Origin of the sequence: Streptomyces sp. DT2A-34 (assembly GCF_030499515.1) — a bacterium.
Lineage (GTDB): Bacteria > Actinomycetota > Actinomycetes > Streptomycetales > Streptomycetaceae > Streptomyces.
Genome location: NZ_JASTWJ010000001.1, coordinates 1,800,482 through 1,826,184, shown reverse-complemented (window position 1 = coordinate 1,826,184; position 25,703 = coordinate 1,800,482). Strand labels below are relative to the sequence as shown.

At 70.9% G+C, this 25,703-nt stretch carries 19 protein-coding genes and 2 pseudogenes; 13 read left to right on the top strand and 8 right to left on the bottom strand.

The genetic code is table 11. The features are described from left to right. The first annotated feature begins 96 nt into the window (after nt 1–96). The 3 genes from QQM39_RS07910 (at nt 97) to QQM39_RS07900 (ending at nt 2,567) form a co-directional block, all read left to right on the top strand. Entirely contained in the window at nt 97–648 is a 552-nt protein-coding gene (locus tag QQM39_RS07910) for a DUF1707 and FHA domain-containing protein (RefSeq protein ID WP_301995931.1), read from the top strand. Nucleotides 649–786: 138 nt separating this feature from the next. After that, the gene (locus QQM39_RS07905) at nt 787–2,157 is read left to right on the top strand and encodes a M14 family zinc carboxypeptidase (RefSeq protein WP_301995929.1); all 1,371 of its coding nucleotides are present in this window, start codon (nt 787–789) and stop codon (nt 2,155–2,157) included. Further along, nucleotides 2,154–2,567, top strand: coding sequence for an SSI family serine proteinase inhibitor (locus QQM39_RS07900; RefSeq protein ID WP_301995927.1), 414 nt, complete (start codon nt 2,154–2,156; stop codon nt 2,565–2,567). The genes QQM39_RS07905 and QQM39_RS07900 overlap by 4 nt, the downstream gene beginning before the upstream one ends. Before the next feature lie 45 nt (nt 2,568–2,612). On the opposite strand, the gene QQM39_RS07895 is transcribed toward QQM39_RS07900, so the two are convergent. The 3 genes from QQM39_RS07895 to glgX all read right to left on the bottom strand — a co-directional run bounded on the left by QQM39_RS07895 (nt 2,613) and on the right by glgX (nt 8,966). Beyond that, nucleotides 2,613–3,863 (bottom strand): M14 family zinc carboxypeptidase, encoded by a 1,251-nt coding sequence (locus QQM39_RS07895; RefSeq protein ID WP_302003511.1) that lies wholly within the window; start codon nt 3,861–3,863, stop codon nt 2,613–2,615. Nucleotides 3,864–4,288: 425 nt separating this feature from the next. Beyond that, on the bottom strand, nt 4,289–6,652 hold the full coding sequence (treY, locus tag QQM39_RS07890) for a malto-oligosyltrehalose synthase (protein WP_301995925.1): 2,364 nt from the start codon (nt 6,650–6,652) through the stop codon (nt 4,289–4,291). Nucleotides 6,653–6,806: 154 nt separating this feature from the next. Then, nucleotides 6,807–8,966, bottom strand: coding sequence for a glycogen debranching protein GlgX (glgX, locus tag QQM39_RS07885; RefSeq protein WP_301995923.1), 2,160 nt, complete (start codon nt 8,964–8,966; stop codon nt 6,807–6,809). Between the two features lie 181 nt (nt 8,967–9,147). Here glgX and QQM39_RS07880 point away from each other — a divergent pair, with 181 nt between their 5' ends. The 4 genes from QQM39_RS07880 to QQM39_RS07865 all read left to right on the top strand — a co-directional run bounded on the left by QQM39_RS07880 (nt 9,148) and on the right by QQM39_RS07865 (nt 13,541). Beyond that, nucleotides 9,148–9,963, top strand: coding sequence for a Tat pathway signal sequence domain protein (locus tag QQM39_RS07880; protein WP_301995922.1), 816 nt, complete (start codon nt 9,148–9,150; stop codon nt 9,961–9,963). A gap of 69 nt (nt 9,964–10,032) precedes the next feature. Continuing rightward, the gene (locus QQM39_RS07875; protein WP_301995921.1) at nt 10,033–11,334 is read left to right on the top strand and encodes a copper amine oxidase; all 1,302 of its coding nucleotides are present in this window, start codon (nt 10,033–10,035) and stop codon (nt 11,332–11,334) included. Nucleotides 11,335–11,406: 72 nt separating this feature from the next. After that, entirely contained in the window at nt 11,407–12,678 is a 1,272-nt protein-coding gene (locus tag QQM39_RS07870) for an SAV2148 family HEPN domain-containing protein (RefSeq protein ID WP_302003510.1), read from the top strand. Between the two features lie 140 nt (nt 12,679–12,818). Next, nucleotides 12,819–13,541 (top strand): 3'-5' exonuclease, encoded by a 723-nt coding sequence (locus QQM39_RS07865; protein WP_301995919.1) that lies wholly within the window; start codon nt 12,819–12,821, stop codon nt 13,539–13,541. A gap of 47 nt (nt 13,542–13,588) precedes the next feature. On the opposite strand, the gene QQM39_RS07860 is transcribed toward QQM39_RS07865, so the two are convergent. Continuing rightward, nucleotides 13,589–14,161 carry a YbaK/EbsC family protein gene (locus QQM39_RS07860; protein ID WP_301995917.1) on the bottom strand — a complete coding sequence of 191 codons (573 nt, stop codon included), beginning with the start codon at nt 14,159–14,161 and terminating at the stop codon, nt 13,589–13,591. Further along, nucleotides 14,077–15,123 carry a DMT family transporter gene (locus QQM39_RS07855; RefSeq protein ID WP_301995915.1) on the bottom strand — a complete coding sequence of 349 codons (1,047 nt, stop codon included), beginning with the start codon at nt 15,121–15,123 and terminating at the stop codon, nt 14,077–14,079. Before QQM39_RS07855 ends, QQM39_RS07860 begins: the two co-directional genes overlap by 85 nt. A gap of 92 nt (nt 15,124–15,215) precedes the next feature. Here QQM39_RS07855 and QQM39_RS07850 point away from each other — a divergent pair, with 92 nt between their 5' ends. Together QQM39_RS07850 and QQM39_RS07845 are read left to right on the top strand one after the other, a co-directional pair. Further along, nucleotides 15,216–16,139, top strand: a complete 924-nt coding sequence (locus tag QQM39_RS07850; RefSeq protein WP_301995913.1) for a LysR family transcriptional regulator — start codon at nt 15,216–15,218, stop codon at nt 16,137–16,139. Between the two features lie 202 nt (nt 16,140–16,341). Further along, nucleotides 16,342–17,385, top strand: a complete 1,044-nt coding sequence (locus tag QQM39_RS07845; RefSeq protein ID WP_301995911.1) for a vWA domain-containing protein — start codon at nt 16,342–16,344, stop codon at nt 17,383–17,385. A gap of 91 nt (nt 17,386–17,476) precedes the next feature. Here the strand turns inward: QQM39_RS07845 and QQM39_RS07840 are convergent, their stop codons facing one another. Continuing rightward, on the bottom strand, nt 17,477–18,340 hold the full coding sequence (locus QQM39_RS07840) for a phosphotransferase enzyme family protein (RefSeq protein ID WP_301995910.1): 864 nt from the start codon (nt 18,338–18,340) through the stop codon (nt 17,477–17,479). A 171-nt stretch (nt 18,341–18,511) separates the two neighbouring features. Between QQM39_RS07840 and QQM39_RS07835 the strand changes: the two genes are divergently transcribed. Genes QQM39_RS07835 through QQM39_RS07825 form a run of 3 tightly spaced genes read left to right on the top strand, consistent with a single transcriptional unit; the run spans nt 18,512 to nt 21,560 of the window. Next, nucleotides 18,512–19,447, top strand: coding sequence for a carbohydrate ABC transporter permease (locus tag QQM39_RS07835; protein ID WP_301995909.1), 936 nt, complete (start codon nt 18,512–18,514; stop codon nt 19,445–19,447). Further along, entirely contained in the window at nt 19,444–20,277 is an 834-nt protein-coding gene (locus tag QQM39_RS07830; protein WP_301995908.1) for a carbohydrate ABC transporter permease, read from the top strand. The genes QQM39_RS07835 and QQM39_RS07830 overlap by 4 nt, the downstream gene beginning before the upstream one ends. After that, a complete protein-coding gene (locus tag QQM39_RS07825) occupies nt 20,277–21,560 on the top strand; it encodes an ABC transporter substrate-binding protein (protein ID WP_301995907.1) in 1,284 nt (427 codons plus the stop codon). The genes QQM39_RS07830 and QQM39_RS07825 overlap by 1 nt, the downstream gene beginning before the upstream one ends. 79 nt (nt 21,561–21,639) lie before the next feature. Here the strand turns inward: QQM39_RS07825 and QQM39_RS07820 are convergent. Then, nucleotides 21,640–21,894: pseudogene (locus tag QQM39_RS07820) on the bottom strand (DUF3152 domain-containing protein); the annotation flags it as partial. Nucleotides 21,895–21,941: 47 nt separating this feature from the next. On the opposite strand from QQM39_RS07820, the pseudogene QQM39_RS07815 reads away from it, so the two are divergent. Beyond that, a pseudogene (locus tag QQM39_RS07815) lies at nt 21,942–23,202 on the top strand (glycosyltransferase). A 103-nt stretch (nt 23,203–23,305) separates the two neighbouring features. On the opposite strand, the gene QQM39_RS07810 reads toward QQM39_RS07815, so the two are convergent. Continuing rightward, nucleotides 23,306–25,573 (bottom strand): MMPL family transporter, encoded by a 2,268-nt coding sequence (locus QQM39_RS07810; protein WP_301995905.1) that lies wholly within the window; start codon nt 25,571–25,573, stop codon nt 23,306–23,308. Between the last annotated feature and the right edge of the window lie 130 nt (nt 25,574–25,703).

The following is a 25,703-nucleotide window of genomic DNA, read 5'->3' as shown; positions in this document are numbered from 1 at the left end:
GGCAGGTGTCGTGCCCGGTCTCGCCGATCACGCGCGCGTGGCGGCCGTTTCCCCGTTTTCTGGACACCCGGGGTTCACTGACCGACAATCAGCACCGTGACGTCGTCCTTCGAGTTCAATACCTACCCCGCGCGGCTCTCCGACGCGGAGCGCGACAAGGCGCTGAAGGTGCTGCGTGACGGCGTCGCCATGGGCCGGCTGTCGCACGACACGTTCGTGCGGCGCATGGAGCTCGCCCTCGCCGCCCGCCGCGCGGACGAGCTCGCCGTGCTCACCGCCGACCTGCCCGTCGAGAGTCGCATGTCGCGCCTGGTGTTCGGCTCGGTCGAGGCGATCTCCGGCTTCACCGTACGGCTGCGCCGGGCCTGGCAGGCCGAGCGGCTGCCCAAGCTGCTGCTGCCCCACCCCGCGGCCGGCCATCCGCTGCGCATCGGCCGCGACCCCGCCAACGGGCTGCGGCTGACCCACGAGACGGTGTCCCGGGTACACGCCGAACTGAGCCACCAAGCCGGCATGTGGGTGCTGCGCGACCTCGGCTCCACCAACGGCACCACGGTGAACGGCCGACGGGTCATCGGGGCCGTCGTGGTCCGCGAGGGCGACCAGCTCGGCTTCGGCCGGATGTCGTTCCGGCTCGCCGCGACGTGAGCCGAACCTTACCTCTGGCCTTGGCCTTACTTGATGCGTTGACTCAAGTCCCTTTGCCCCCTGTGGTGTTGAAGTGGTCGTCAACTCGTGACTGACTGTGCGTACACCGTGCACACCAGGTGAATCGACGGCACCGCATTGTGGAGGTGTGCCCTGCCGCCACTCCTCCGCTACCCGACCGTCGACGAGCTGGGCGCACGGGCGGCCGCGCTCGTCGCCCGCCGCCCCCGTGACGCGCGGCTGCGCCGCGTGGGGACGTCCCGCGCGGGCACGCCCCTGTGGCTGCTGTCCGTCGGCCACGGCAGCCGCCAGGCCCTCGTCGTGGCCGGCCCGCACGCCAACGAACCCGTGGGCGGCGCCACCGTGCTGCGCCTGGCCGAACGGGTGCTGGCCGACCCCCGCCTGCACGAGGGCGCCGACGCCACCTGGAACCTGCTGCTGTGCCTGGACCCCGACGGCCTGCGCCGCAACGAGGGCTGGCTGCACGGCCCGTACGCCCTCGGCGGCTACTTCCGGCACTTCTTCCGGCCGGGCTTCCTGGAGCAGCCCGAGTGGCTGCCCGACGGCGCGGACGCCGCCACACTGCCCGAGACCCGTGCCCTGCTCGACCTCCAGGACGAACTGCGGCCCTTCCTCCAGTGCTCCCTGCACGACGTCGACGTCGGCGGCGGCTTCGTCGAGCTGACCCACGACCTGCCCGGCCTCGCCCAGCGCGTCGCGCACACCGCCGCCCGCCTCGGCATCCCGCGCGAGCTCGGCCCCTACGACACCCTGTACTGGCCGGCACTGGGACCCGCCGTCTACCGGATCCCCAGGCCCCGCCGGGGCGGTCTGGCCGCCGCCATCACCGAGGCGGCCGTCGAGTCGACCTGGTTCCATCCGCACCGGCACGGCACCGTCACGGCGGTCGTCGAGGCCCCCATGTGGGGTGTCGCCGCGGTGGAGGACGGTACTCCGCCCGCAGATGAGGAAACGGTCCTGCGCAGGGTGAGTCACACACTGCGCCACGACGCTCGCCTCCTGCAGCGGCTGCTGGAGCGCCTGCGGCCCCACCTTCCCGCCGGCCCGGAGACGGCCCGGCTGCTCGCTCCGGTCGACGACTATTTACTGGTCTGCCCCGGGCTCGCCGACACCTGGGACCCCGACGTCGAGGACCCAGGCGGCGCACGACCCCTTCCGCCGCTCAGCACCGCCCACCTGGCCGCCCTGCGCATCGCCGGACGGCGCCTCGCCCTGCGGACGGCCGGACTGCTGCACCAGCTCGTGACCGGCGCCGGGCGCGACCCGGCCCGGGTGCTGCCGGAACTGGACCGGCTTCTCGACGAGTGGTGCGACGACTACCGCGACGGCTGCGGAGCGCGCTGGATACCGGTCGCGCGCCAGGTGGAGTACCAGTCGCGGGTGGTGCTCGCCGCGTTCGAACTCGCCACGCGGCACGCGTCCGCGTGCTCTCGTTCGGGTGAGTCGGGGTGGAATGCCGGGGCCGCCGTGCCGATGCATCGGGAATGACGCGATGCATCACAGCCGTACGAGGCACTCTGCTCACGGCAGCCGCCGCCCTCGCCCTGGGCGCCGCCGCGCCCGAGGCGACGGCCCAGGCCTCCGACCCCGTCAACTGGCTCTTCGTCACGGTCACCCGTGGCGACGCCCCCCACGGTGAGGCGCCCGGCAGGCTGCTGCTGTGCGATCCGCCGCAGGGCCACGGCAAGGCGGCCGAGGCCTGCGAGCAGCTCGACAGGGTGGGCGGCGACATCGGCCGACTCCAGCGCAAGGACGCCTTCTGCCCGATGATCTACGCGCCGGTGACCGCCCACGCGCGCGGAGAGTGGAACGGACGCCCGGTCGAGTACCGGGAGACGTTCTCGAACGGATGCGGGATGTCCGCCCGGACGGGCGCGGTGTTCGCCCTGGACCACTGACGCCCTACGGCACGGCGCTGCACGCGCGTGTGCCGTCGGCGTGGCTCACGCCGCCCGGTCACGTGCGTGCAGCGCGGCCGCGACGACCGTCCGGGACTGGTGCTCGACCTGGTGCTCCAGCGGCACCCAGCGGGCGCGGAAGCGTTCGGCGAAGGCGTCGCTCCAGGTCGCCACGAGGCGTTCGAGCGGCTGCGCCGCGCGGTCGCCGGTCGCCTCCAGGACACGCAGCAGCATGGCCGCCGCCCGCAGTGGCAGCCGCCGCCCGAAGGCGTCCACGCTCCCGACGTAGGCCATGGTGTCGTCGGCGGGCGGCGTGTGCATCCAGTCGGCGGCCAGCCCCGGCACCAGCTCCAGCGACCACTTCGCGGCCCGCAACAGGGGACCGTCGACGCCGTCCAGGCGGGGGAGCGTTTCGGCGAGCACCCGCTCCACCTCCAGCGCGTCCCGCCGCAGCCGAACCGCCAGCCGCCGCATCGCCCTGGCCGGGTCCGGATGCGGCGCCGGGTCGTCCACCAGGTCGCTCGCCCACATCGGCACCTCGACGACCGCGGTCAGGCCGCCGTACCGGTGCACGTGATACCAGGTGCTGCTGCGCGCGTCGTCCGGCATGCTCGGGTAGGCCGCGCCCGCGCCCGGCGCCGGCATCACGTGCACCCCGGGCCCGGCCGCGGGCCAGCCCGCCGCGTCCGAGGCGCCGGTCTCCACCGGGATGTGCAGCTGAGCCGCGGACTTCGCGAACGGCTCGGCGAGACCGGGGACGTCCTTCGTCAACTGCACCCAGCTGCCGCCCAGGTCGGTGCCGTGCAGGGTCACCTGAAGGTAGGGGCGCAGCTCGTCGATGACCCGGGTCAGCGCGCGCGTCTCGGGCGGCAGCCGGTCGGGCGGCAGCGCGGCCGGCGCCCACTCCGGCTGCTCCGGGGCCGCGGGCCGGAAGAAGCCGCGGTGGTAGTCGAACAGGCTGCGGGGCGCCGGCGTCACGTGCAGGCTCGCCCCGTCGGGATCCGCGCACAGCAGGAAGTGCCAGGAGATGTCGGCCCGCAACTCCCGCTCGTGCAGGACCCGTTCGGCTACGGCCAGCAGGGTGGAGCTCCCCGTCGGTTCGTTGGAGTGCGCGCCCGCCACCACCAGCACGGCGTGTCGCGCGTGACCTATGGACAGCAGATGGAGGGGCCTGCCCGCCCGGGAGGCCCCCACCTGTCTGAGTACGCACAGGTCGGGCCGGTGGGCGGCCAACGCTCGGGCGGACAGGACCAGTTCGGTCAGAGTTGGGTAGCGCAGCTCCGGCAGGAGACTCACCCCCGTCACGTCCGCCCTGCTTCGCAATCCGCAGTACCCCATGGTCTGGTTTACGTGTCAAGGAGTTCACGGGGGAGGCTCCTGGGGGCGCCCAGGTGCATTTGCCGCCGGCAGGACAGAGCGGTCGGCGTCAGCGGGAGTACGAGGTCCGTCCTCGGGAGTGCGAGGCCTGTCCTGCCGGGGATTGCGGGCCCTGTTTCAACCCGTTCGCACCACTTACGAGCGTCAGGGTGGCCGTCGAGAACGCGGGCGCGAAGAGGGCGTCGTCGCTCGTCACCACGCGCCGGCCGCCGTGCCCGAGCCCCGGGAGCGTGCGCGGGCCCGAGCCGGTCGCCGGCAGGACATCACGGCGCGCGGGACAGCCGTACGCGCCCGAGAGTGTGCTCCATGGGCGCGCCGTACGGCAGTACGTCCGCTCGGCCCGCTCACACCGACTCCTCCACGCCGACCCGCTCCAGCAACGCAACGGGCAGCCGCTCGAACAGCTCCGCCACGCGCGCGTGCCCGCTGAACTCCCGCTCCGGAGCCAGCGCGTCGGCCCACCGCCCCGGCGGCAGCGCCAGCACCGTGTCACGCCAGCCACCCGACCGCGCCAGCCGCAGCGACAGCCGCGTCACGGCGGTGACCACCTCGCCGGAGCGCACGAAGGCCACACAGTGCCCGGCCGACGGCCCCTCGGCGGCCAAGGGCACGTACGACGCCGAGTCACCGAACACCTCGGGGCGCCGCCTGCGCAGCCGTAGCACCGACGCCGTCAACGCACCCTTCTCGCCCGGATCCTCGTGCGGGAACCGTACGGCCCGCCGGTTGTCGGGGTCGACCAGTGCCCGGTACTCGCCCTCGGTGCCCTGGTACACATCGGGGACGCCCGGCATCGTCAGCTGGGCCAGGGCCATGCCCAGCATGTTCGCCCGGATGTGCGGCTCCAGGCTGCCCCGGAAGGCGGCCACGCGCGCGTACGGCGCCCCGCACGGCCCCGCCGCGACGAACTCCGCCACCGCCTCCTCGTACGGTGGCTCCTGCTCCGTCCAGCTCGTGAACAGCCCTGCCTCGCGCACATGCTTCAACAGGGCCCCCTGCACGCGGTCGACAGCCGCATCGCCGAGCCCGAACACCGTCTGCCAGGCCGCCCACGCCAGTTGCGCGTCCGGTACGCCCTCGCCGTCGCGCGTCACCTCGGCCAGGACGTCCGCCCAGCGCTCCGGGCACTCGGTGAGCACGGCCAGCGCGGCCCGTACGTCGGCACTGCGCTTGGTGTCGTGCGTCGACGCGACCGTCCCGGTGAGGGGCCAGTCGCGCTGCACGCGCGCGCAGTACGCGTGGAACTCGTCGGGCGAGACGGCAGGGCTCCCCGGATTTCCGCCCACCTCGGTCGCCGACAGCAGCGGCACATAGCGGTAGAACGCCGTGTCCTCCACGGACTTGGCGCGCAGCGCCGACGCCGTCTGCGCGAACCGCGTCCGGAACTCCAGGTGCTCCGGCCCGTCACCGGCCCGCCCGAGCACCAGCTCGCGCACGACGTCGACCGCGCCGGCCTCCTCGGGCACGACGAAGGCGAGCCGGGCCTCGGCAGCGGCCTCCTCGGTGACGACACGGGCCGCGTCACCGGAGACGTACGGCCGGTAGACCTCCAGCCGGACGAGGAGCTCCTGCAGCGCGGTGCGCAGCGCCCAGGGCGCGCGGTCGCGCAGGGCGGGCTCCGGGGAGGTGGCACACACGCGGTGCGCCACCCGCGTCAGCCGGTCGACCTCGGTGGCCAGTTCGTGCGTGAGCACCTTGTACGCCGCCCGCCGCACCGTCGCCTCCCAGTCGCCGCCCCGGTCCGTCTGCGGGGCCGCGAACCGCCGGTACTGGCCGAGAAGTTCCCCGAAGCCCGCCGGGTCGGTGAACAGGCCGTCGATGTGCCGCAGGGCGTCGTAGCCGGTGGTGCCCGCGACGGGCCAGGAGGCCGGCAGATGCTCCCCGTCCGACAGGATCTTCTCCACCACGGTCCAGCGTCCGCCGGTCGCCTCGTGGAGGCGCTGGAGATAGCCGTCGGGGTCGGCGAGGCCGTCGGGGTGGTCGATGCGCAGCCCGTCGATCACGCCCTCGTGCAGGAGCTGCAGGATCTTGGCGTGGGTGGCCTCGAACACCTCCGGGTCCTCGACCCGCACCCCGATCAGCTCCGAGATGCTGAAGAACCGCCGGTAGTTGAGCTCCGTACGGGCCAGCCGCCACCACACCGGCCGGTACCACTGGGCGTCCAGGAGCTGCGGCAGTGGCAGGTCCTCAGTGCCCTCGCGCAGCGGGAGCACCTGGTCGTAGTAGCGCAGGACGTCGCCGTCCACCTCCACGCGGCCGAGCTCCTCGCCCAGCGGGTGCCCCAGCACCGGCAGCAGCACCTGGCCGCCCTGCGCCTCCCAGTCGATGTCGAACCACCGCGCGTACGGCGACTTGGGGCCCTCGCGCAGCACCTCCCACAGCGCGCGGTTGTGCCGCGGGGCCATGGCCATGTGGTTCGGCACGATGTCCACCACCAGACCCAGGCCGTGCTCGCGCGCGCTACGCGCCAGCGCGCGCAGCCCCTCCTCGCCACCCAGTTCCTCGCGCACGCGCGCGTGGTCCACGACGTCGTAGCCGTGCCCCGACCCCGGGACCGCCTCCAGGACGGGGGACAGATGCAGGTGCGAAACGCCGAGCGAGGCCACATACGGCACGGCCGCCGCCGCGGCCTCGAACGGGAACGCGGGCTGCAGCTGCAGCCGGTAGGTGGAAGTCGGCACCATCGGGTCGGGTCGCTCAGGTGTCATGGAAAGCTACGTACCCGCCCGGACGCCGTTCGTGTCATCGGCGCCTCCACGTGGGCCACTGTCGGAACGACGAACCGGTACCGTCCCGACGTGAATCCGCCCCCGCGCGGACGGCGCGCCCGGCGTCGTACACCGGACGCACCGACACACCGTCCTAGACCGGCCGCTGCAACACCGTCATGCTCCGGTCCACCAGCGTCAACCGGTCCCCGGCCTGCACCTTCGCTCCCGTCCCGGGCGGCACCCCGTCCGTGCGGGCCGTGTCGACGACCACCTGCCACTGGCGGCCGTGGTCGACCGGCACGACGAAGTCGAGGGTCTTGGGGGAGGCGTTGAACATCAGCAGGAACGAGTCGTCGGTGATGCGCTCCCCGCGCGCCCCCGGCTCCGAGATCGCGTTGCCGTTGAGGAACACCGTCAGCGCCGACGCCTGCGCCCGGTCCCAGTCCCGCTGGGTCATCTCCTTGCCCTGCGGTGTGAACCAGGCGATGTCCGACAGGTCGTCGTGGGTGCCCTCCACGGACCGTCCGTGGAAGAAGCGTCGCCTGCGGAAGACCGGATGGTCCCGCCGCAGCCACACCATCGCGCGCGTGAAGGCGAGCAGCTCGCGGGGCAGCCCGTGCGCGCCGCCGCCGACCGAGCCGTCCTCCCCGTCCTCACCGCCTTCCTGCGGCCACTCGATCCACGCCAGCTCACTGTCCTGGCAGTAGGCGTTGTTGTTCCCGCGCTGGGTGCGCGCGAACTCGTCGCCGTGGCTGAGCATCGGCACGCCCTGGGACAGCATCAGTGTGGCGATGAAGTTGCGCATCTGGCGGGCGCGCAGCTCCAGGACGGCCGGGTCGTCGGTCTCGCCCTCCGCCCCGCAGTTCCAGGACCGGTTGTGGCTCTCGCCGTCCCGGTTGTCCTCGCCGTTGGCGTGGTTGTGTTTGTCGTTGTACGAGACGAGGTCGTGCAGTGTGAACCCGTCGTGGCAGGTCACGAAGTTGATGGAGGCCAGCGGGCGCCGCCCGTCGTCCTGGTACAGGTCGGACGAGCCCGTCAGCCGGGACGCGAACTCCGCCAGCGTCCGCGGCTCGCCGCGCCACAGGTCCCGTACGGTGTCGCGGTACTTGCCGTTCCACTCGGTCCACAGGGGCGGGAAGTTGCCCACCTGGTAGCCGCCCTCGCCCACGTCCCACGGCTCGGCGATCAGCTTCACCTGGGAGACCACCGGGTCCTGCTGTACCAGGTCGAAGAACGACGACAGCCGGTCCACCTCGTGGAACTGCCGTGCCAGGGTGGCCGCGAGGTCGAAGCGGAAACCGTCGACGTGCATCTCGGTGACCCAGTAGCGCAGCGAGTCCATGATCAGCTGCAGGACGTGCGGGGACCGCATGAGCAGGGAGTTTCCGGTGCCCGTGGTGTCCATGTAGTAACGCGGGTCGTCCGTCAGGCGGTAGTACTGCGGGTTGTCCAGGCCCCGGAAGGACAGCGTGGGGCCCAGGTGGTTGCCCTCGGCGGTGTGGTTGTAGACCACGTCGAGGATGACCTCGATGCCGGCCTCGTGCAGCGCCCGCACCGCCGACTTGAACTCCAGCACCTGCTGGCCGCGGTCGCCCCAGGAGGCGTACGTGTTGTGCGGGGCGAAGAAACCGATCGTGTTGTAGCCCCAGTAGTTGTTCAGGCCCATGTCGACCAGGCGGTGGTCGTTCACGAACTGGTGGACCGGCATCAGCTCCAGTGCCGTCACGCCCAGCTCGGTGAGGTGCTCGATGATCGCCGGGTGCGCGAGGGCGGCGTAGGTGCCGCGCAGTTCCTCGGGCAGCCCCGGGTGGCGCATCGTGAGGCCCTTCACATGGGCCTCGTAGATCACCGTGTGGTGGTACTCGGTGCGCGGCGGCCGGTCGTCGCCCCAGTCGAAGTACGGGTTGACCACGACCGACGACATCGTGTGCGGCGCCGAGTCCAGGTCGTTGCGTTTGTCGGGTTTGTCGAAGTGATAGCCGTACACCTCCTCGCCCCAGCGGATCGAGCCGCTGATCGCCTTGGCGTACGGGTCGAGCAGCAGCTTCGCGGAGTTGCAGCGCAGGCCGCGCTCGGGGGCGTACGGGCCGTGCACCCGGAACCCGTACCGCTGACCCGGCATGACGCCCGGCACGTACGCGTGCCGCACGAACGCGTCGCTCTCCCGCAGTTCCACCGCCGTCTCCGAGCCGTCGTCGTGCAGCAGACACAGCTCTACTCGGTCCGCGGCCTCCGTGAAGACCGCGAAGTTGGTGCCGGCGCCGTCGTAAGTGGCACCGAGTGGATATGCCTCTCCAGGCCAGACCTGCATGGACACGACTCTTTCAGCTGGAGCGCGCCGTCGGGGGCGCCTTGCTGTCGAGTCTCCCCGAAAGTGATGGAACCACCTATGACTTACGTCCCTCTTACCGGTCGACCAGTGCATACGCGGTATGCCGAACCAGTGGGGCAATCACGTACTCCCGAGGGCATAGGGGGAGTAGGGGGAAGATGTGCGCAAGATAGTGCACCGCCATCTGGGCAAGGTGGTGGCCGGTGCGGCCATCGCGGTGGCGGGAACCGCCGTGATGGTCGGAATCACCCTGCCGGGCACGGCGGGGGCCGACACGGCGGGAGGGACCGACAGCAGCGGCCAGTCGGCCCAGCAGGCGGCCCAGGGACAGGGGCCCGGCGCGGTGGCGCCGGGCGTCGTCGAGGAGGCGCCGAGCGAGGGGGAGAAGGGCAAGGGCAGCGATCCGCTGACCGACGACGAGATCGACCGCGTCGCGAGCATCGCGGCCGACCGGCAGTTGCGCAACGCCGGAGAGGACGTCGAAGGTGACCGAGGCGCCCAGCGGCTCAGCGTCGGCCTTGCCGACCCGGAGGCCGACGAACTGGACTCCTCGAACGTGCCGCGCCGGGCCGAGGTGACGTTCTACGACTACAAGAACGACTCCCTCGTGACGAAGACCGTCAATCTCGACACGGGGAAGGTCGAGAAGTCCTACACCGCGCAGGGCGTCCAGCCGCCCCCGAGTCGCGCCGAGGGCATCGAGGCGGCCAGGCTCCTGATCGCCGACCCGCTGGGCGCGGACCTGAAGGCCGACTACAAGGACGCCATCGGCAAGGAGCTCACCTCCCCGGACCAGCTCCAGCTCAGCGCCGGCATTTACCGGGCCGATCCGGGCGCCCAGTCCGCCGCTCTCGACAAGTGCGGTGAGCACCGCTGCGTCCGGCTGTTCGTGAAGGTCAAGAACGGCCCGTGGATCGACACCCGGGCTCTGGTGATCGACCTGAGCGCTCGCAAGGTCGCCAAGCTCGACGGCTGAACGGCTCTCCGTTCACTTTTCCGACTCGCATCCCAGTACTTGCACCTCCTGTAAGGGAGTCACTTCTTCATGCGCGTGAACAGAATGAGCCGTGCCCGCAGGCGGGCGGCGGCCGTGGGCCTGACCGTGGCCACTCTGGCCGCCGGCGTGACGACCGCCGCCGGACCGGCCGCCGCCCAGCCGAAAGCCGCCCCCGCGGCGGCCGCCGACTGCAGCGCCGCCTACCGCATCGAGCAGAAGCTCTCCGGCGGCACCACCTGGCGGATGTGCTGGCGCTACGACGGCAAGGCCGGACTCGTCCTGGACCACATCTCCTACCAGCCCAAGGGGGAGACCAAGCCGATCAAGGTCCTCAACAGCGCCAGGCTCGGACAGATCCACGTCCCTTACGACGACGGGAAGAACGAGTTCGACGACCTGACGGGCCAGCCCTTCGCCCAGGGCCTGATGGCACTGTCGCCGGGCGAGTGCCCGGGCGGCACCATCAAGACGGTCAAGGTCCCCGATGCCTGGACCGAGGACCCCAACGTCAAGGGCCTGTGCACCACCACCCGCTCCCGGGGCCACGCCTACCGTATGAACGACGGGAACAAGACCTACCACGCCCAGGGCAAGGACCTGCTCGTCTACACGGTCAACCAGGTCGGCTGGTACGAGTACATCACCGAGTGGCGCTTCCAGGACGACGGCGCCATCAACATGAACGTCGGCGCGACCGGCAGCCTCTCCTACGACGACTACGACGCCGGCGACGGCCGCGGCTGGCCGATCGGCAAGGGTGCCCGGGCGAAGGCCACCAGCCACAGCCACAACGTCTTCTGGCGGCTGGACTTCGCGCTCGACGGCTCCACCAAGAACCGCGTCGAGCAGTACGACTCGGCCGTCACCACCGGACAGGGGCGCCCGAAGACCAAGACCACCGCCACCAAGGTCACCAAGGAGCTGACGGGCGACGCCAAGAACTACCGCTGGTGGCGTGTGGTCAGCGCGACCGGCAAGAACAAGGACGGACACGCCCGGTCCTACGAGATCGTCCCCGGCATCAGCACGAAGTTCCCGGGGCGTAGCTTCACCAAGCACGACTTCTACTTCACGCAGTACAACAGCTGCGAGAAGTTCGCCAGCCACAACCCGGGGTGCGCGGGCAGCCACCCCAAGTCCGTCGACAAGTGGGTCAACGGCCAGAACCTCACGCGCCCGGTCGTCTGGGCCAACGTGGGCTTCCACCACATCGTGCGGGACGAGGACCAGCAGCCCATGCCGGTCCACTGGCAGGGATTCTCCGTCGTCCCGAGGGACGTCACGGCTATGAATCCGCTCACTCCCGCCGACGTCGCCTGGCAGAACGGCAATTGGGGATTCCCTCGTTGAGAATGACCCTGCCCATCCGGCTGCACCGCCGACCGCTCCCGGAGTACCCTTCCTTGATCGTTGGGACGGGGAGTGCTCGGGGGAGCGGAAGGCGGTGCGCGGGTGGGCTCGGGAGGGCTGGAGTTGCCCCCTGGTGACGAGGGTCACGAGGGGAACTCCACAGACGCCCCGCCCGGCACGGTGTCCCTGGCCAGGCCGATGGAGACCAACTCCATCGGCCCGGAGCTGGACTGGGACACCGACGCCTGGCGCGAGGTGCGCACACGCGCCCAGCGCGCCGGCCGGGCCTACATCTGGCTGAACCTCGTCGAACAGCGGCTGCGCGCGGTCGTGGCCGCTGTTCTGCGCCCCATCTACGAACCCGTGCACGGCCAGGACGACTGGGTGGTCGCGGCGGCCGGGCCCGCCGGCCAGGAGTGGGTCCAGCGCGCGGTCGCCGTACGCGAAGTCAGCCGCCGCAAGGGCTACTTGCTCGACCCGGCCGACGACAACGTCCTCAGCTTCCTCACGCTGCCGCAGCTGCGCGAGCTGATGGTGCAGCACTGGCCGTGCTTCGAGCCGTACGTCGACGACCGCCGGGACGTCGAACTCGCCCTGGACGAACTGGAAGTCACCCGGAACGTGGTCTCACGCAACCGGGCCCTGTCCGAGGCGGTTCTGAACCAGGCCGAGCGGGCCTCGGCGCGTCTGCTGGAGATCCTCGGCGCGGGCGGCGACGTACCCTCCGCGCGCCGGCTGCCCGTCGACGCGGTCGAGGACCTGGTCGGTGACCGGTACGCCGACGTGGTCGCCGTGCACCCCGACCGGGTTCGGCTGCTGCGCCAGTTCCCGGCCGAGGACATCTTCGGCGGCGCGCGCCGGCTCGACGCCATCGGTATCGGCCTCAACCTGCTCGTCCAGAACTTCTCCGGGCGCCGCCTGGTACGCCTCGCCGAGTCCGGCTGCCGGGTGCGGCTGCTGTTCCTGAACCCGGCCTCCAGCGCGGTGAAGCGGCGCGAGCGCGAACTCGGCATCAAGCGGGGCGAGTTGAGCCGCGCCGTCGAGATGAACATCCTGCACATGCGCCGGGTGCGGTCCCGGCTGCGGGACCCGGGTGCCTTCGAGATCCAGGTCTTCGACGAGACGCCCCGCTTCACGGCGTACCTCGTGGACGGTGACGGCACCGACGGCATCGCGGTGGTGCAGTCCTATCTGCGGCGCACACGGGGGCTGGAGGCGCCGGCCCTGGTACTGCGCAACGGCAGCAGGGTGGTCAAGTCGGACGAGATCGACCCGGGCGGGCTCTTCCCGACCTATCGCGAGGAGTTCGAGCTCATGTGGGCGGATTCGCGCCCGGTGTCCTGAACTGTCCCACCGTGGAAGCGTCGTCCCGCCGGGGAATCGCCGTCTCACCGCGGAAGCGGAATGCGGTCCTCTGATTGTCAGTGGCGCATGGGAGGGTGGAGACCACTGGGGGAAAGCACCACCAAGAAGGGGGACCGCCCATGGGCTGGCACCGGGAGCTGATGATCGGCTTCGACCTGGAGACGACCGGGACCGATCCGCGTGAGGCGCGCATCGTCACGGCGGCCGTGATCGAGGTCAGGGACGGGCAGGCCCCAGGGCACAGGGAGTGGCTGGCCGATCCGGGCGTGGAGATCCCGGCGGACGCGGTCGCGGTCCACGGCATCAGCAATGAGCGCGCGGCCGCCGAGGGCCGCCCGGCCGACCAGGTGGCGGCCGCCATCGCCGACGTCCTGGTGACCTACTGGAAGACAGGCGTACCGGTCGTCGCCTACAACGCGGCCTTCGATCTGAGCCTGCTCTCCGCCGAACTGCGGCGGTACGGACTGCCGTCCCTGCGCGACCGGCTGGGCGGCGTCGATCCCGCCCCGGTCATCGACCCGTACACCATCGACCGCTGGGTCGACCGCTACCGCCGCGGCAAGCGCAACCTCGAAGCGGTCTGCCGGGAGTACGGCATCTCCCTCGACGCCGCGCACGACGCCTCCGCCGACGCCCTCGCCGCGGCCCGGCTGGCCTGCGCGATAGCCACCCGCCACCCCAAGATCGCGGCCCTCGGCCCGGCGGAGCTGCACCGCCGCCAGATCGAGTGGTACGCCGAGTGGGCGGCGGACTTCCAGGACTTCCTGCGCCGCAAGGGCGACGCGACGGCGGTGGTCGACGGGACGTGGCCGCTGAGGGAGCCGGCGGGGGAGACGGTCTGAGAACAGAGCGCCGCGTGCTGCCCTGAGGCCTGTCGCGGCGCCCTCCGTCACAGCTGTGGCGAGGCGACCGCCTGTGTCGCCGGCGCTGCGATGCGCTCGATGCGGGGCTTGGCCAGCCGTTCGTAGTCCGCTCCCGAGATGAGCAGGGAGCGATCGAGCCGGGCCGCGTTGAAGTACAGCCTCGGCTGGGCCACCACGTCCGGGTCGGCGACCAGTTCCAGGTCCGGATCGAAGCTGAACGGCAAGACGGTGCCGGGGACGGCGCGGGCCAGCCGCTCGGCCGTCTCCGGCTCGCTGAACCCGACGTAGCGCGCGGCGAACAGCGCCTTGACGGCGTCCAGGTCGACCCGTCGGTCTCCGGGGACGACCGCGAGGACGTGACGCGTGGTGCGCCGGTCCACCTTGACCCGCAGCACGAGGCACTTCGCGGCCTCGGAGGCGGGGTGGCCGCGCAGCGCGCAGACGGCCTCGGTGGCGCCCTCGGGCTGGTGGTCGAGGAGTCGGTAGTCGACGGAGGAGGAGTCGAGCAGGGAGATCAGGTGGTCGTAAGTGTCGTGCGGGGTGCGGTCGTCGTGGGTGACGTCGTCGTGGCTGCGGTTGTCGTAGGTGGGGCCGGGCATGCGGAGTCCTTGTCTGCGGGGTCGGGGTCCCTGTCGAGGTGGTCGGTCGAGGCGTGGCGTGCGGGGCGTCGGGGTTCCGGTGCGCTGCGGTGCGCCCGTTCCACCGCTTGCCCCCAGTACGTGCCGGTGAGCATCAGGGCCGCCCCGAGACCGGTGAGCGCGGTGAGGTGCTCGCCGCCGAGCGCGATGCCCACCGCGACGGCCCAGACCGGCTCCGTGCCCAGCAGCAGGCTGGCCCGGCTGGCGGAGGTGCGCTGCACGGCCCAGGTCTGCGCGAGGAAGGCGAACACACTGCAGAGCAGGGCGAGATAGACCAGCTGGGCCCAGGTGGCCGGGGCCGCGTGAGCAAGCGTCGGCAGGTCGTGGGCGGCGACCGGCAGGAACAGGGCCGTGCCGACGAGGGTCTGCACGGTCGTCAGGTGCAGTGGGCGGATCGCCCGACCGGTGGTGAAGCGGCCGACCAGTGCGACATGCCCGGCCCGGATCAGTGCGGCGCCGAGCATCAGCAGGTCGCCGAGACGGGGCGCGTGGAAGCCGTTTCCGGACATCAGCAGCCCGACGGCCAGGACGCACACGCCGGTCGCGGCGAAGAAGGAGACGGGCAACGCGCCGCGGCGGCCGCCCCGGTCGAGGAGCGGGGTGAGGACGATGGTCAGGCTGATGATGAGCCCGGCGTTGGCGGCGCTGGTGTGGGCGACGCCGTACGTCTCCACGAGCAGCACCGCGGCCTGGGTCACCCCCAGAGGCACACCGGCCCGCAGTTCGGCACGCGTCCACCGGCGCGCCCCGCGCCCACGGGAGGCGACGACGCCGAGGCAGGTGAGCGCGGACAGGGCGTAGCGGGCGAAGAGCACCAGCAGGACGGGCAGCGCGGCAGTGGCCGTCTGGGCCGACAGATAGCTGGAACCCCAGACGAGCGCGACAAGGAGGAGTACCGCATCGGTACGGCGGACGTTGGACACGCGCCTACGGTGCACCGGAGGCATCCCTGAAGCCCAGTACCACTTTCTAAAACGATCATTTAGCAGAACTACATCGTCCCTACACTGAGGCCATGGACGAACGGCAGCTGAGGATCCTGCGGGAGCTCGGCGAACTGGGCAGTGTCACGGCGGTCGCCGAGGCGTTGCTGGTGACGCCGTCGGCGATCTCCCAGCAGCTACGGCTGCTGCAGCGCGCGATCCCGGTGCCGCTCACCGAGCGGCAGGGACGCCGGCTGGTGCTCACCGACGCCGGGCAGGCGCTGGCGGGAGCGGCCGTCGAGGTGGAGACGGCGCTCGCGCGGGCGCGGCACACGGTCGAGGAGTTCGTCGAGCGGCCGGACGGGGAGGTGTCGGTGGCGGCGTTCCACAGCGCGGCCACGGCGTTCTTCCCGCTGCTGATCCGCGCGCTGGCCGGGCCGGGCAAGCCGGTGCCGAGGCTGGCCGACGAGGACGTACCGCAGGAGGACTTCCCCCGGCTCACCCGGGAGTACGACATCGTCCTGGCCCACCGCCTGGACCACGCCCCGCCGTGGCCGGACACGGTGACCGCGACGACGTTGCTGCGCGAGCCGCTGGACGTGGCGATGCCCGTCGATCACCGCCTTGCCGCCAAGCGCCGCGTCACCCCACGCGACGTGGCCGAGGAGCAGTGGATCACCGTGCACGACGGCTTCCCGGTCCTGGCGGTCATCGAGGCCGTCGCCGCCGCGGCCGGACGCCGACTCCGTCTGGCCCACCGCATCAACGAGTTCGCGGTGGCGGCCGAGGCCGTCGCGGCCGGCGGGGGCCTGGCCCTGATGCCCCGCTGGACGATGCGCCCACATCCGGCGCTGGTCCTGCGGCCGCTCAGCGGAGTGCAGGCGCGACGCCATATCGACGCCCTCTACCGCCCCGAGCGCACGGCCAGATCGGCGGTCCGCACCGTATTGGCCGAACTGGGCCGCGCGGCGCGCAGGATCCAGAGCCGGGAAAGTGACGGCGAGGTGACGCCCTGAGTGCTGCCCCGGCACGGCGCCCCGGCGCCCGGGCGCCCCGGCCCGTCTCGCGGTCGGACGCGAGCTGACGGTTGATCGCGGATCTGTCCGACCACGCCGCCCGCCACCGCCTGGCACGACAAGATCGATTGTCAGTGGTGGGTGAGAGCATCGGAGCATCGAGTCGAAGAAGCATCGAGTCGAAAAAAGAGGGGGAGCTGTCATGTCCGTAAGCCAGAACTACATCAATCACGTCGCTCTCGTGCTGGATGCCAGTTCGTCCATGTCGCACCTGAGCCGCAAGGTCGTCGAAGTCGCCGACCAGCAGATCGCCTATCTGGCCCGCCGATCGCAGGAGCTGGACCAGGAAACCCGCGTCACGGTGTACGTCTTCGCAGACACGGTGGAGTGCGTCATCTACGACAAGGACGTGCTGCGGATGCCGTCCCTGAAGCAGCTGTACCGGGTCGGTGGAATGACGGCGTTGCTGTCGGCCACGCTCAAATCGCAGCGGGAGCTGGCGCAGACGGCTCAACTGTACGGAGACCACAGCTTCCTGACGTTCGTGCTCACCGACGGGCAGGAGAACGCAAGTCATCGCTGCCCGGACGCCCGTAGCAGGGATCCGCGTGAACTGGTCAACGGGGTGGCCAAGTTGATCGCGACACAGGAGGACAACTGGACGCTGGCCGTCCTTGTGCCGGACCAGATGGGCAAGCGCGAGGCCATGCAGTGCGGCTTCCCGAGGGACAACATCGCCATCTGGGACGCCACGAGCACCCAGGGCCTGGAGGAGGCCGGGCAGGTCATCCAGCAGGCCACCGAGAAGTTCATGATGGGCCGCGCCCAGGGCATCCGGGGCTCACGGGCGGTGTTCTCCACAGGTGCGGACGTGGTCAACAGGGACACCATCAAGGCTGCCGGACTCACCCCGGTGGATCCGTCGGCGTACCAGCTGATCCCCGTGGCTCGTGACGCCGCGATCCGGGACTGGGTCATCGAATGCGGGCACACCTACCGTACCGGTGGGGCGTTCTACCAGCTGAGCAAGTCGGAGAAGATCCAGGCGCAGAAGCAGATCGCGGTGCTGGAGAAGAAGACGGACCGGGTGTACACGGGGCCCGAGGCCCGGGCCCTGCTCGGCCTGCCGGACGTGGAAGTCCGCGTCAAGCCCGACCACAACGACGACTTCACGATATTCGTGCAGAGCACCAGCGTGAACCGCAAGCTCGTACCGAACACGCGGCTGCTGCTGATGCTCGCGTAAGCATCCGGGCGATCACCGGAACCGGGGCGAGGGTGCCGGCGGTGCGGGTGGCCGTAGCCTGACGGGCTGTTTCGAGGTCGGAAACAGGCGCTCAGAACGAATGCCACCGCACCGTCTCATCCCCTTCTCTCAGCGAAGCCACCCGGCGACGGAACTCCGCCAACGCCTTCGGATTGCTCGGCGCATGCTGCGCCACCCACGCACAACTGGCCGTCTCGCGAGCCCCCCGCAGCACCGAGCAGCCCTCCCACTCCCGCACATCCCAGCCGTACACCTCGACGAACGAGTCGTAAGCCGCCGCAGGCAACCCGTACCGATCCCGTGAGAGCGCCATGACCACCAGGTCGTGCTCCCGCAGATCCACCGAGAAGGTCTCCAGGTCGACGAGAACCGGCCCGTCCGGGCCGACGTGGACGTTACGAGGGAGGGCGTCACCATGAATCGGCCCCGGCTGCAGATGCGGCGTCAACGCACCCGCGGCCGCGGCGAACCCGTCCCGCCGCTCCCGCAGATACGCCGCGTCGGCCGGATCGATCGCGGCGCCCGCCAGCCGCAGCCACCGTTCCACCCCGCCCAGCAACTCACGCGGCGGCAGTTCGAAGGAGGGAGCCGGCAACGTGTGCACGACCCGTAGCAGTTCGGCCAAATCCCGTGGCTCGGCGGGCCGTACCGGATCGGGCAGCCGGTGCCACACGGTCACCGGGTGCCCCTCCACCAGCAGCGCCTTGGGCTCGGCCGCCCGCACCGCCGGCACGCCCGCGTCGGCCAGCCACTCCGCGATGTCCAGTTCGCGCCGCGCCCGGCCCAGGAGTTCGGCGTCGCGGCCCACCTTGACGACCAGGTCACCGGCGGCGAACACCGCGTTCTCGCCCAGGGCGAGCAGTCGCGCGTCCCGGGCCGGGACGGGTACCACCCCCGCCGCGGCCAGTACGTCCCGCGCCCGTGCCTCGTCCATCGCCCGCCTCCGTGTGGTCGTACGCCTCCAGGAACGGCGTCGGATTCCCGCCATCCCTCGTTCAGTCTCGCATTCGCACAGGTCGGAGCGCGTGCGCGCTGCCTTGACGGGGCAGAGCGCCTTCACGACCATGACGGGGCCCATCCCGAGCGGCGCAAAGGGGCTGATTCCGTGACGACGGTGACGGAGGCGGAGAGGCCGGTGAGTCGCCCGCCGGGTGGCACGAGGCGGCGGCGCGTCACGGATCACGGCGCCTGGTTCCTCGTACTCCCCGCGCTGATCCCCATTCTCGTCCTGAGCGTCGGACCGCTGCTCTACGGCATCCTGCTGTCCTTCACCGACGCCCAGTCCGGGCGGACCCAGCCCACCCAGTGGATCGGTGGTCTCAACTTCCGGGATCTGCTGCATGACACGCTGTTCTGGGAGTCGTTCCGGATCGGCCTGGTGTGGGCCGTCGGCGTCACCGTGCCGCAGTTCCTGCTGGCGCTCGGCCTCGCCCTCCTTCTCAACCAGGACCTGCGTCTGCGCTGGCTGGCCCGCGCCCTCGCGATCGTCCCGTGGGCGATGCCGGAGGTCGTCGTCGGTGTCATGTGGCGGCTGGTCTACAACCCCGACGCGGGCATCCTCAACGAGACGCTCCGCGACCTGGGCCTCGGCGACGGCCGCGACTGGCTCAGCGGGCTCGGCACCGCACTCCCCGCCGTCATCGTCGTGGGTGTCTGGGCGGGCATGCCGACCACGACGGTCGCTCTGCTCGCCGGCCTGCAGAACACCCCGCGCGAACTGCACGAGGCGGCGGCCGTGGACGGAGCCGGCGCCTGGCGCCGCTTCCGTACCGTCACCTGGCCCGCCCTCAGACCCGTCGCCCTGTCCATCACGGCACTCAACCTGATCTGGAACTTCAACTCCTTCGCCCTGGTCTACGTGCTCACCAGCGGCGGGCCCGGCGGCCGCACCCGGCTGCCCATGCTCTTCGCCTACGAAGAGGCCTTCCGCTACGGGCAGTTCGGCTATGCGGCGGCGATGGGATGCGTGATGGTCGCGGTGATCTCGATACTCCTCGCCGTCTTCCTGGCGGGCCGCCTCAGGGGAGGTGACGAGTCATGAGGACCAGCACCACGGGCCGCGTCGGCCAGTACGCCGCCCTGCTCGCCTACCTCGTCTTCCTCGCCTTCCCCTTCCTCTGGCTGATCTCCACCGCCTTCAAGCCCTCGCGCGAGCTGGGCAGCCTGCATCCCACCTGGATCCCGAAGGACCCCACCCTCGCCAACTTCCGGCAGGCCTTCGACGAACAGCCCCTGCTGCACGCCGCCCTCAACTCCCTGGTCGCTGCGCTCGGCGCCGCCCTGATCGCCGTACTGCTCGCGACCCCGATGGCCTACGTCATGGCCCGCCGCCGCACCCCGCTCGCGCGAGCGGCGACCGGCTGGGTGGTCGTCAGCCAGGCGTTCCCGCTGGTGCTGTTGATCATTCCGCTGTTCCTGGTGCTGAAGAACCTGCGGCTGATCAACTCGGTGCCGGGGCTGGTCATGGTCTACGTGGTGTGGGCGCTGCCGTTCGCGCTGTGGATGCTTGTCGGGTACGTCCGCGCGGTGCCGCCCGAGTTGGAGGAGGCGGCGGCGGTCGACGGGGCCGGCCGGGTGCGGACGCTGGTGTCGGTGACCGCGCCCCTGCTCGCACCGGGGATCGTGGCGACGGGGCTGTTCGCGTTCGTCACGGCGTGGAACGAGTTCTTCTTCGCGCTGGTGCTGCTGAAGACGCCCGAGAAGCAGACCCTCCCGGTCGTCCTCACCCACTTCATCGGCGCGGAGGGCGTCGCGGACCTCGGTCCGCTGGCGGCGGCCGCCTTCCTGGCGACCCTTCCCTCACTGGTCGTCTTCGCGATCATCCAACGCCGCATCACGGGCGGCATGCTCGCCGGGGCGGTGAAGAACTGATGCGTACAAGAGTGCTGTTGCCCCTGGTCGTCCTGGCTCTGCTGCTCGCCGGATGCAGTGGCGACGACGGTGGCGGTTCTGACGGACGTGTCACCCTGCGCTTCCAGTCCCTGGCCTGGCAGGAGGAGTCCGTCGAGGTCAACAAGGAGCTGGTGAAGGAGTGGAACGCCGGCCATCCCGACGTCAAGGTCGAGTACGTGCAGGGGAGTTGGGAAAGCGTCCACGACCAGCTGCTGACCTCCTTCGAGGGCGGTGAGGCGCCCGACATCATCCACGACGCCTCGGACGACCTCGCGGACTTCGCGTACGGCGGCTACCTCGCCGATCTCACCGACCTGCTGCCCCGGCGGCTCAAGTCCGACATCCCGCAGCACAGTTGGGACACGACGACCTTCGGCGACGGGATCTACGGCGTCCCCTTCCTCCAGGAGCCGCGCGTCCTCATCGCCAACGCGAAGTGGCTGAAGGAGTCCGGCGTACGGATCCCGACCACCCGACGTCCCTGGAGCTGGCCGGAGTTCCGGAGGATCACCGAACAGCTCAGCGGCGACGGCAAGTACGGCGTCGCCTGGCCGCTGAAGGAACCCGTCTCCGCCACGCTCAACCTGTCGCTGTCGGCGGGCGGACAGCTCTTCCACCGGGGCGCGGACGGCAAGGTCACCATCCGGTTCGACAAGGGGGACGAGGTCGTTCCGCGCACGATCCACGACCAGGCCGACACCGACCACAGCGCCTCGCCCACCACCCTCGGCAGCGGCGGCTCGGACACCCTGCCCGGATTCTTCGGCGGCAAGTACGCGATGGTGCCGCTCGGGTTCTCGTACCGTCAGCAGATCGTCCAGCAGGCGCCGAAGGGCTTCCAGTGGCAGGTGCTGCCCGCCCCGGCCGGGGCCCACGGGCTCACCCAGGGCGTCAGCCCGCAGACCCTGTCCGTCGCCGAGGACAGCCCGCACAAGAAGGAGGCCGCCGAGTTCATCGACTTCCTGCTCCGGCCCCGGAACATGGTCCGGCTCGCCCTCGGCGACTGGATGCTGCCCACCGGCACCCAAGCACTGAAGGACCCCGCCCTGCACACCACGGAGAACGGCTGGGCGACCGGCACCGCCCTCGCCGCCCACCTGCGCTCGGCACCCGCGCAGTCCGTGCGGGGCTACCCGGAGTGGAAGGACAAGGTCGCCACCCCCGCGTTCCAGGAGTACTACAGCGGCGCCATCGACCTCGGTGAACTGCGCGAACGCCTGGAGAGCGACGGCAACTTGGTGCTCGCCCGGTACCAGCGCTGAGCAGCACGCCCTCAGGTCCGCAAGCCCGCAGGCCCGCCCGCACGCCCGCAGGCCCGCCCGCCGGTAGGCCCGCACGCCCTCACGGCGCGGCGGGCCCGGTGATGGACCGTCCGTCCTCGTCGTACGGCCAGACATTGGGCACGCAGCCGTGCATGCCCTTGATCTGCTGCATCATCGCGGGGGCGGGTTTGCCCGGGCCGGGGCAGCCGACGTGGTCGTGGCCGAGGAAGTGGCCGACCTCGTGGTTGATGATCAGCGCCCGGTAGGCCGTCACGTCCTTGGCGTGGACGGGTGTCGCCAGTTCCCAGCGCCTGAGGTTGACCATGAGGTTCAGGCCCTGCCGGCGCTTCCCGGGAACCAAGTCGCACCAGCCGCGGAATCATGTTGCACGAGACGTTTCGTCTCGCCTACGGTGGGGCGCATGACCAGTCGCCCCGCCCACATCGCCATGTTCTCCATCGCCGCCCACGGCCACGTGAACCCCAGCCTCGAAGTGATCCGCGAGCTCGTGGCGCGCGGGCACCGGGTCACCTACGCGATTCCGCCCCTGTTCGCCGAGAAGGTCGCCGAGACCGGTGCCGAGCCGAGGCTCTGGAACTCGACGCTGCCCGGACCCGACGACGACCCGGCGGCGTGGGGCACCACCCTCCTGGACAACGTCGAGCCCTTCCTGGCGGACGCGATCCAGGCCCTGCCCCAGCTCGTCGAGGCCTACGACGGCGACGAACCCGACCTCGTGCTGCACGACATCACCGCCTACCCGGCCCGTGTCCTGGCCCACCGCTGGGGCGTCCCCGCGATCTCCCTGTCGCCGAACCTCGTCGCCTGGACGGGCTACGAGGAGGAGGTCGCCGAGCCGATGTGGGCCGAGCCGAAGAAGACCGAGCGCGGCCGGGCCTACTACGCCCGCTTCCAGGCCTGGCTGGAGGAGAACGGCATCACCCTGCACCCGGATCCGTTCGCGGGCCGCCCCGACCGCTCCCTCGTGCTGATCCCCAAGGCGTTGCAGCCGAACGCCGACCGGGTCGACGAGAGCGTGTACACCTTCGTCGGAGCCTGTCAGAGCGACCGTTCCGCACAGGGGGACTGGCAGCGGCCGGCCGGTGCCGAGAAGGTCGTCCTCGTGTCGCTGGGGTCCTCCTTCACCAGGCAGCCGGCGTTCTACCGGGAGTGCGTCAAGGCCTTCGGCGACCTGCCGGGCTGGCACCTGGTGCTGCAGATCGGCAAGCACGTCGACCCGGCCGAGCTGGGCGACGTACCCGACAACGTCGAAGTGCGCTCCTGGGTACCGCAGTTGGCGATCCTCAAGCAGGCCGACCTGTTCGTCACCCACGCCGGCGCCGGCGGCAGCCAGGAGGGATTGGCCACGGCCACCCCGATGATCGCCGTACCGCAGGCCGTGGACCAGTTCGGCAACGCGGACATGCTCCAGGGGCTCGGCGTCGCCCGCCACCTCCCCACGGAGGAGGCCACCGCCGAGGCCCTGCGCACGGCGGCCCTCGCCCTCGTCGACGACCCCGAGGTCGCCCGGCGTCTGAAGGACATCCAGACGGAGATGGCGCAGGAGGGAGGCACCATGCGGGCCGCCGACCTCATCGAGGCCGAGCTGGCCGCCGTACACGACGCACGAGAAAACGCGTAAGGACCCAAAAAGGGAATCGGGACCTACCGGAGAACTCGCCAAAGAAACAGGGCCCGTTGACTCCCCCGGAGTCAACGGGCCCTGTTCGTCGGGCGGGTGGGGGTCAGACCGGCACCCGCTCGCCCTCGTCGTCGCGAGCCGCGCTCCGCGTCACGGCCTCGGGCGCCTCGTCGTGCGTCAGGTCCGGCAGCCGGTTCAGCCACTTCGGCAGGTACCAGTTGCGCTCGCCCAGCAGGGCCATGACCGCCGGGAGCAGAACGCCCCGGATGATGGTCGCGTCGATGAGGACCGCGGCCGCCAGGCCCACGCCCATCTGCTTCATGGACTGCATGGACAGCGTGCCGAAGATCGCGAACACGGCGACCATGATGACCGCGGCGCTGGTGACGACCCCGGCCGTGGTGACCACGCCGTGCTGGATCGCGTCCTTCGTCGTACGGCCGCGCAGGCGCGCCTCGCGGATCCGCGAGACCACGAACACGTGGTAGTCCATCGACAGGCCGAACAGGATCACGAACAGGAACAGCGGCAGCCAGGTGATGATGGCGCCAACGCCCTTCCCGCCCACCAGGGACGCGCCCCAGCCGTGCTGGAAGACGGCGACGAGGATGCCGTACGCGGCGCCCACCGACAGCAGGTTCAGCACGATCGACGTGATGGCGATCGTCAGCGAGCGGAACGACAGCAGCATCAGGCCGAAGGCGAAGACCACGACGAAGGCGAAGACCGGGACGACCGCTCCGGCCAGCTGGTCGTTGAAGTCCTTCGAACCGGCGACCTGTCCGGTGACCGGTGCCTCGACGCCGTCCACCTTGCCGAGCGTGGCCGGGCGTACCTCGTCGCGCAGCTTGTCCAGGCTCGCGCCCGCCTTGTCGAGGTCGGAGCCGCCGACCAGCGGGACGTACACGAAGGCGATGTTCTCGTCGTCGTGCAGCTTGATCTCCACCGGGCCGCGCGAGGCACCCGAACTGACCGCCCGCTCACGGAAGTCGGCGAGGGCGGACGTCACCTCGGGAGCGTTGATGTCGTTCGCTTTGACGACGACCTTGGCCGGGTCGGAACCGCCAGGGAAGGCCTCATTGAGCCGGTTGTACGTCTGCACGATGGGCAGCGAGTCGCCGAACTCCTGGTCCAGCGTGAGGTTCTGGGTCTTCATGCCGAGCGCGGGAGCCGCGATGGCGAGCAGCGCACCGGCCGCGACGACGACCGAGATGACCGGCCGCGCGAGCACTCCTTTGAGCACGGCCGTCCAGAACCGGCTCTCGCGGTTGCCGCGCCCCCGGTGGCGACGCAGGCGGCTCTGCGGGTGCAGGAAGGGGATCTTGCCCTTCTCGACCCGCTCGCCCAGCAGCGACAGCAGCGCCGGCAGCACCGTCACCGATCCGACCATGGCGACCGCCACGACCATCAGCGAGGCCAGGCCCATCGCCTCGAACTCGGCGAGCCCGGTGAACAGCATGCCCGCCATCGCCACGCACACCGTGACACCGGAGACGATGATCGCGCGGCCACTGGTGGCGGCGGCGACCCTCAGGGCGGTCTGCGCGTCCCGGCCGGCCTCGCGCTCCTCGCGCTCACGGCGCAGGTAGAACAGGCAGTAGTCGATGCCGACGGCCAGACCGACCAGCAGCATCACGGAGTTGGCGGTGTCGCTCATCGGCATCACATGGCTGACGACGCCCATCAGGCCCATCGTCGCCATGATCGCGGTGACCGCCAGCAGCACCGGCAGCAGGGCCGCCACCAGCGCGCCGAAGGCGATGAGCAGAATGCCGAGGGCCACCGGCACCGCGGAATACTCGGCCTTCTGGAAGTCGTCCCCGAACGCGTCGTCGAACGTCTTCATCATGCTCGCGCCGCCGATCTCCTCGATCCGCAGCGACTCATGGTCCTTCTGGACGTCCTCCACGGCCTTCAGCACGGGCTCCACGCGCTCGCCCGCGGTGTCCGACTCCCCGCGCATGTCGAACTGCACCAGCGCGCTGTGGCCGTCCTTCGAGATCGTCTGTGTGTCGTACGGCGACGTCACGTCCGTGACCTTGCCGGTGCCCTCGACCGCCTTCACGACCGCGGTGACCGCCGACCTGAACTCGGCGTCCGTGGCCTTGAGGCCGCCGTCCTTCGCCTGGATCAGGACGGTCTCACTGGCCGGCTCCTCGATCCCCGCGTCCTCGATGATCTTGGCCGCGGTGTGCGTCTCGCCCTTCAGCTGGTCGCTGTCCTTGACGTCGACCCGGCCCGCCGCCGAACCGAGCCCCATCGCCAGGACGACGAACAGCACCCAGATGCCGACGGCAGCCCATCGATGGCGGGCGCTCCAGCCGCCGGCGCGGGCGGCCAGTCCCCGCACGCGTGTGTCTCCGTTCCCCATGACGGGCTTGCCCCCTTGATTGCGGTGGCGGCCCCCTGCCGCCCCCTTTCGTTTCGAAGGTATGGGTCGGATAAAGCCATCTCGTCGTGCTGCCCGGTGAGGTACGGCGGCCGGAACTCATCCCCTCGGC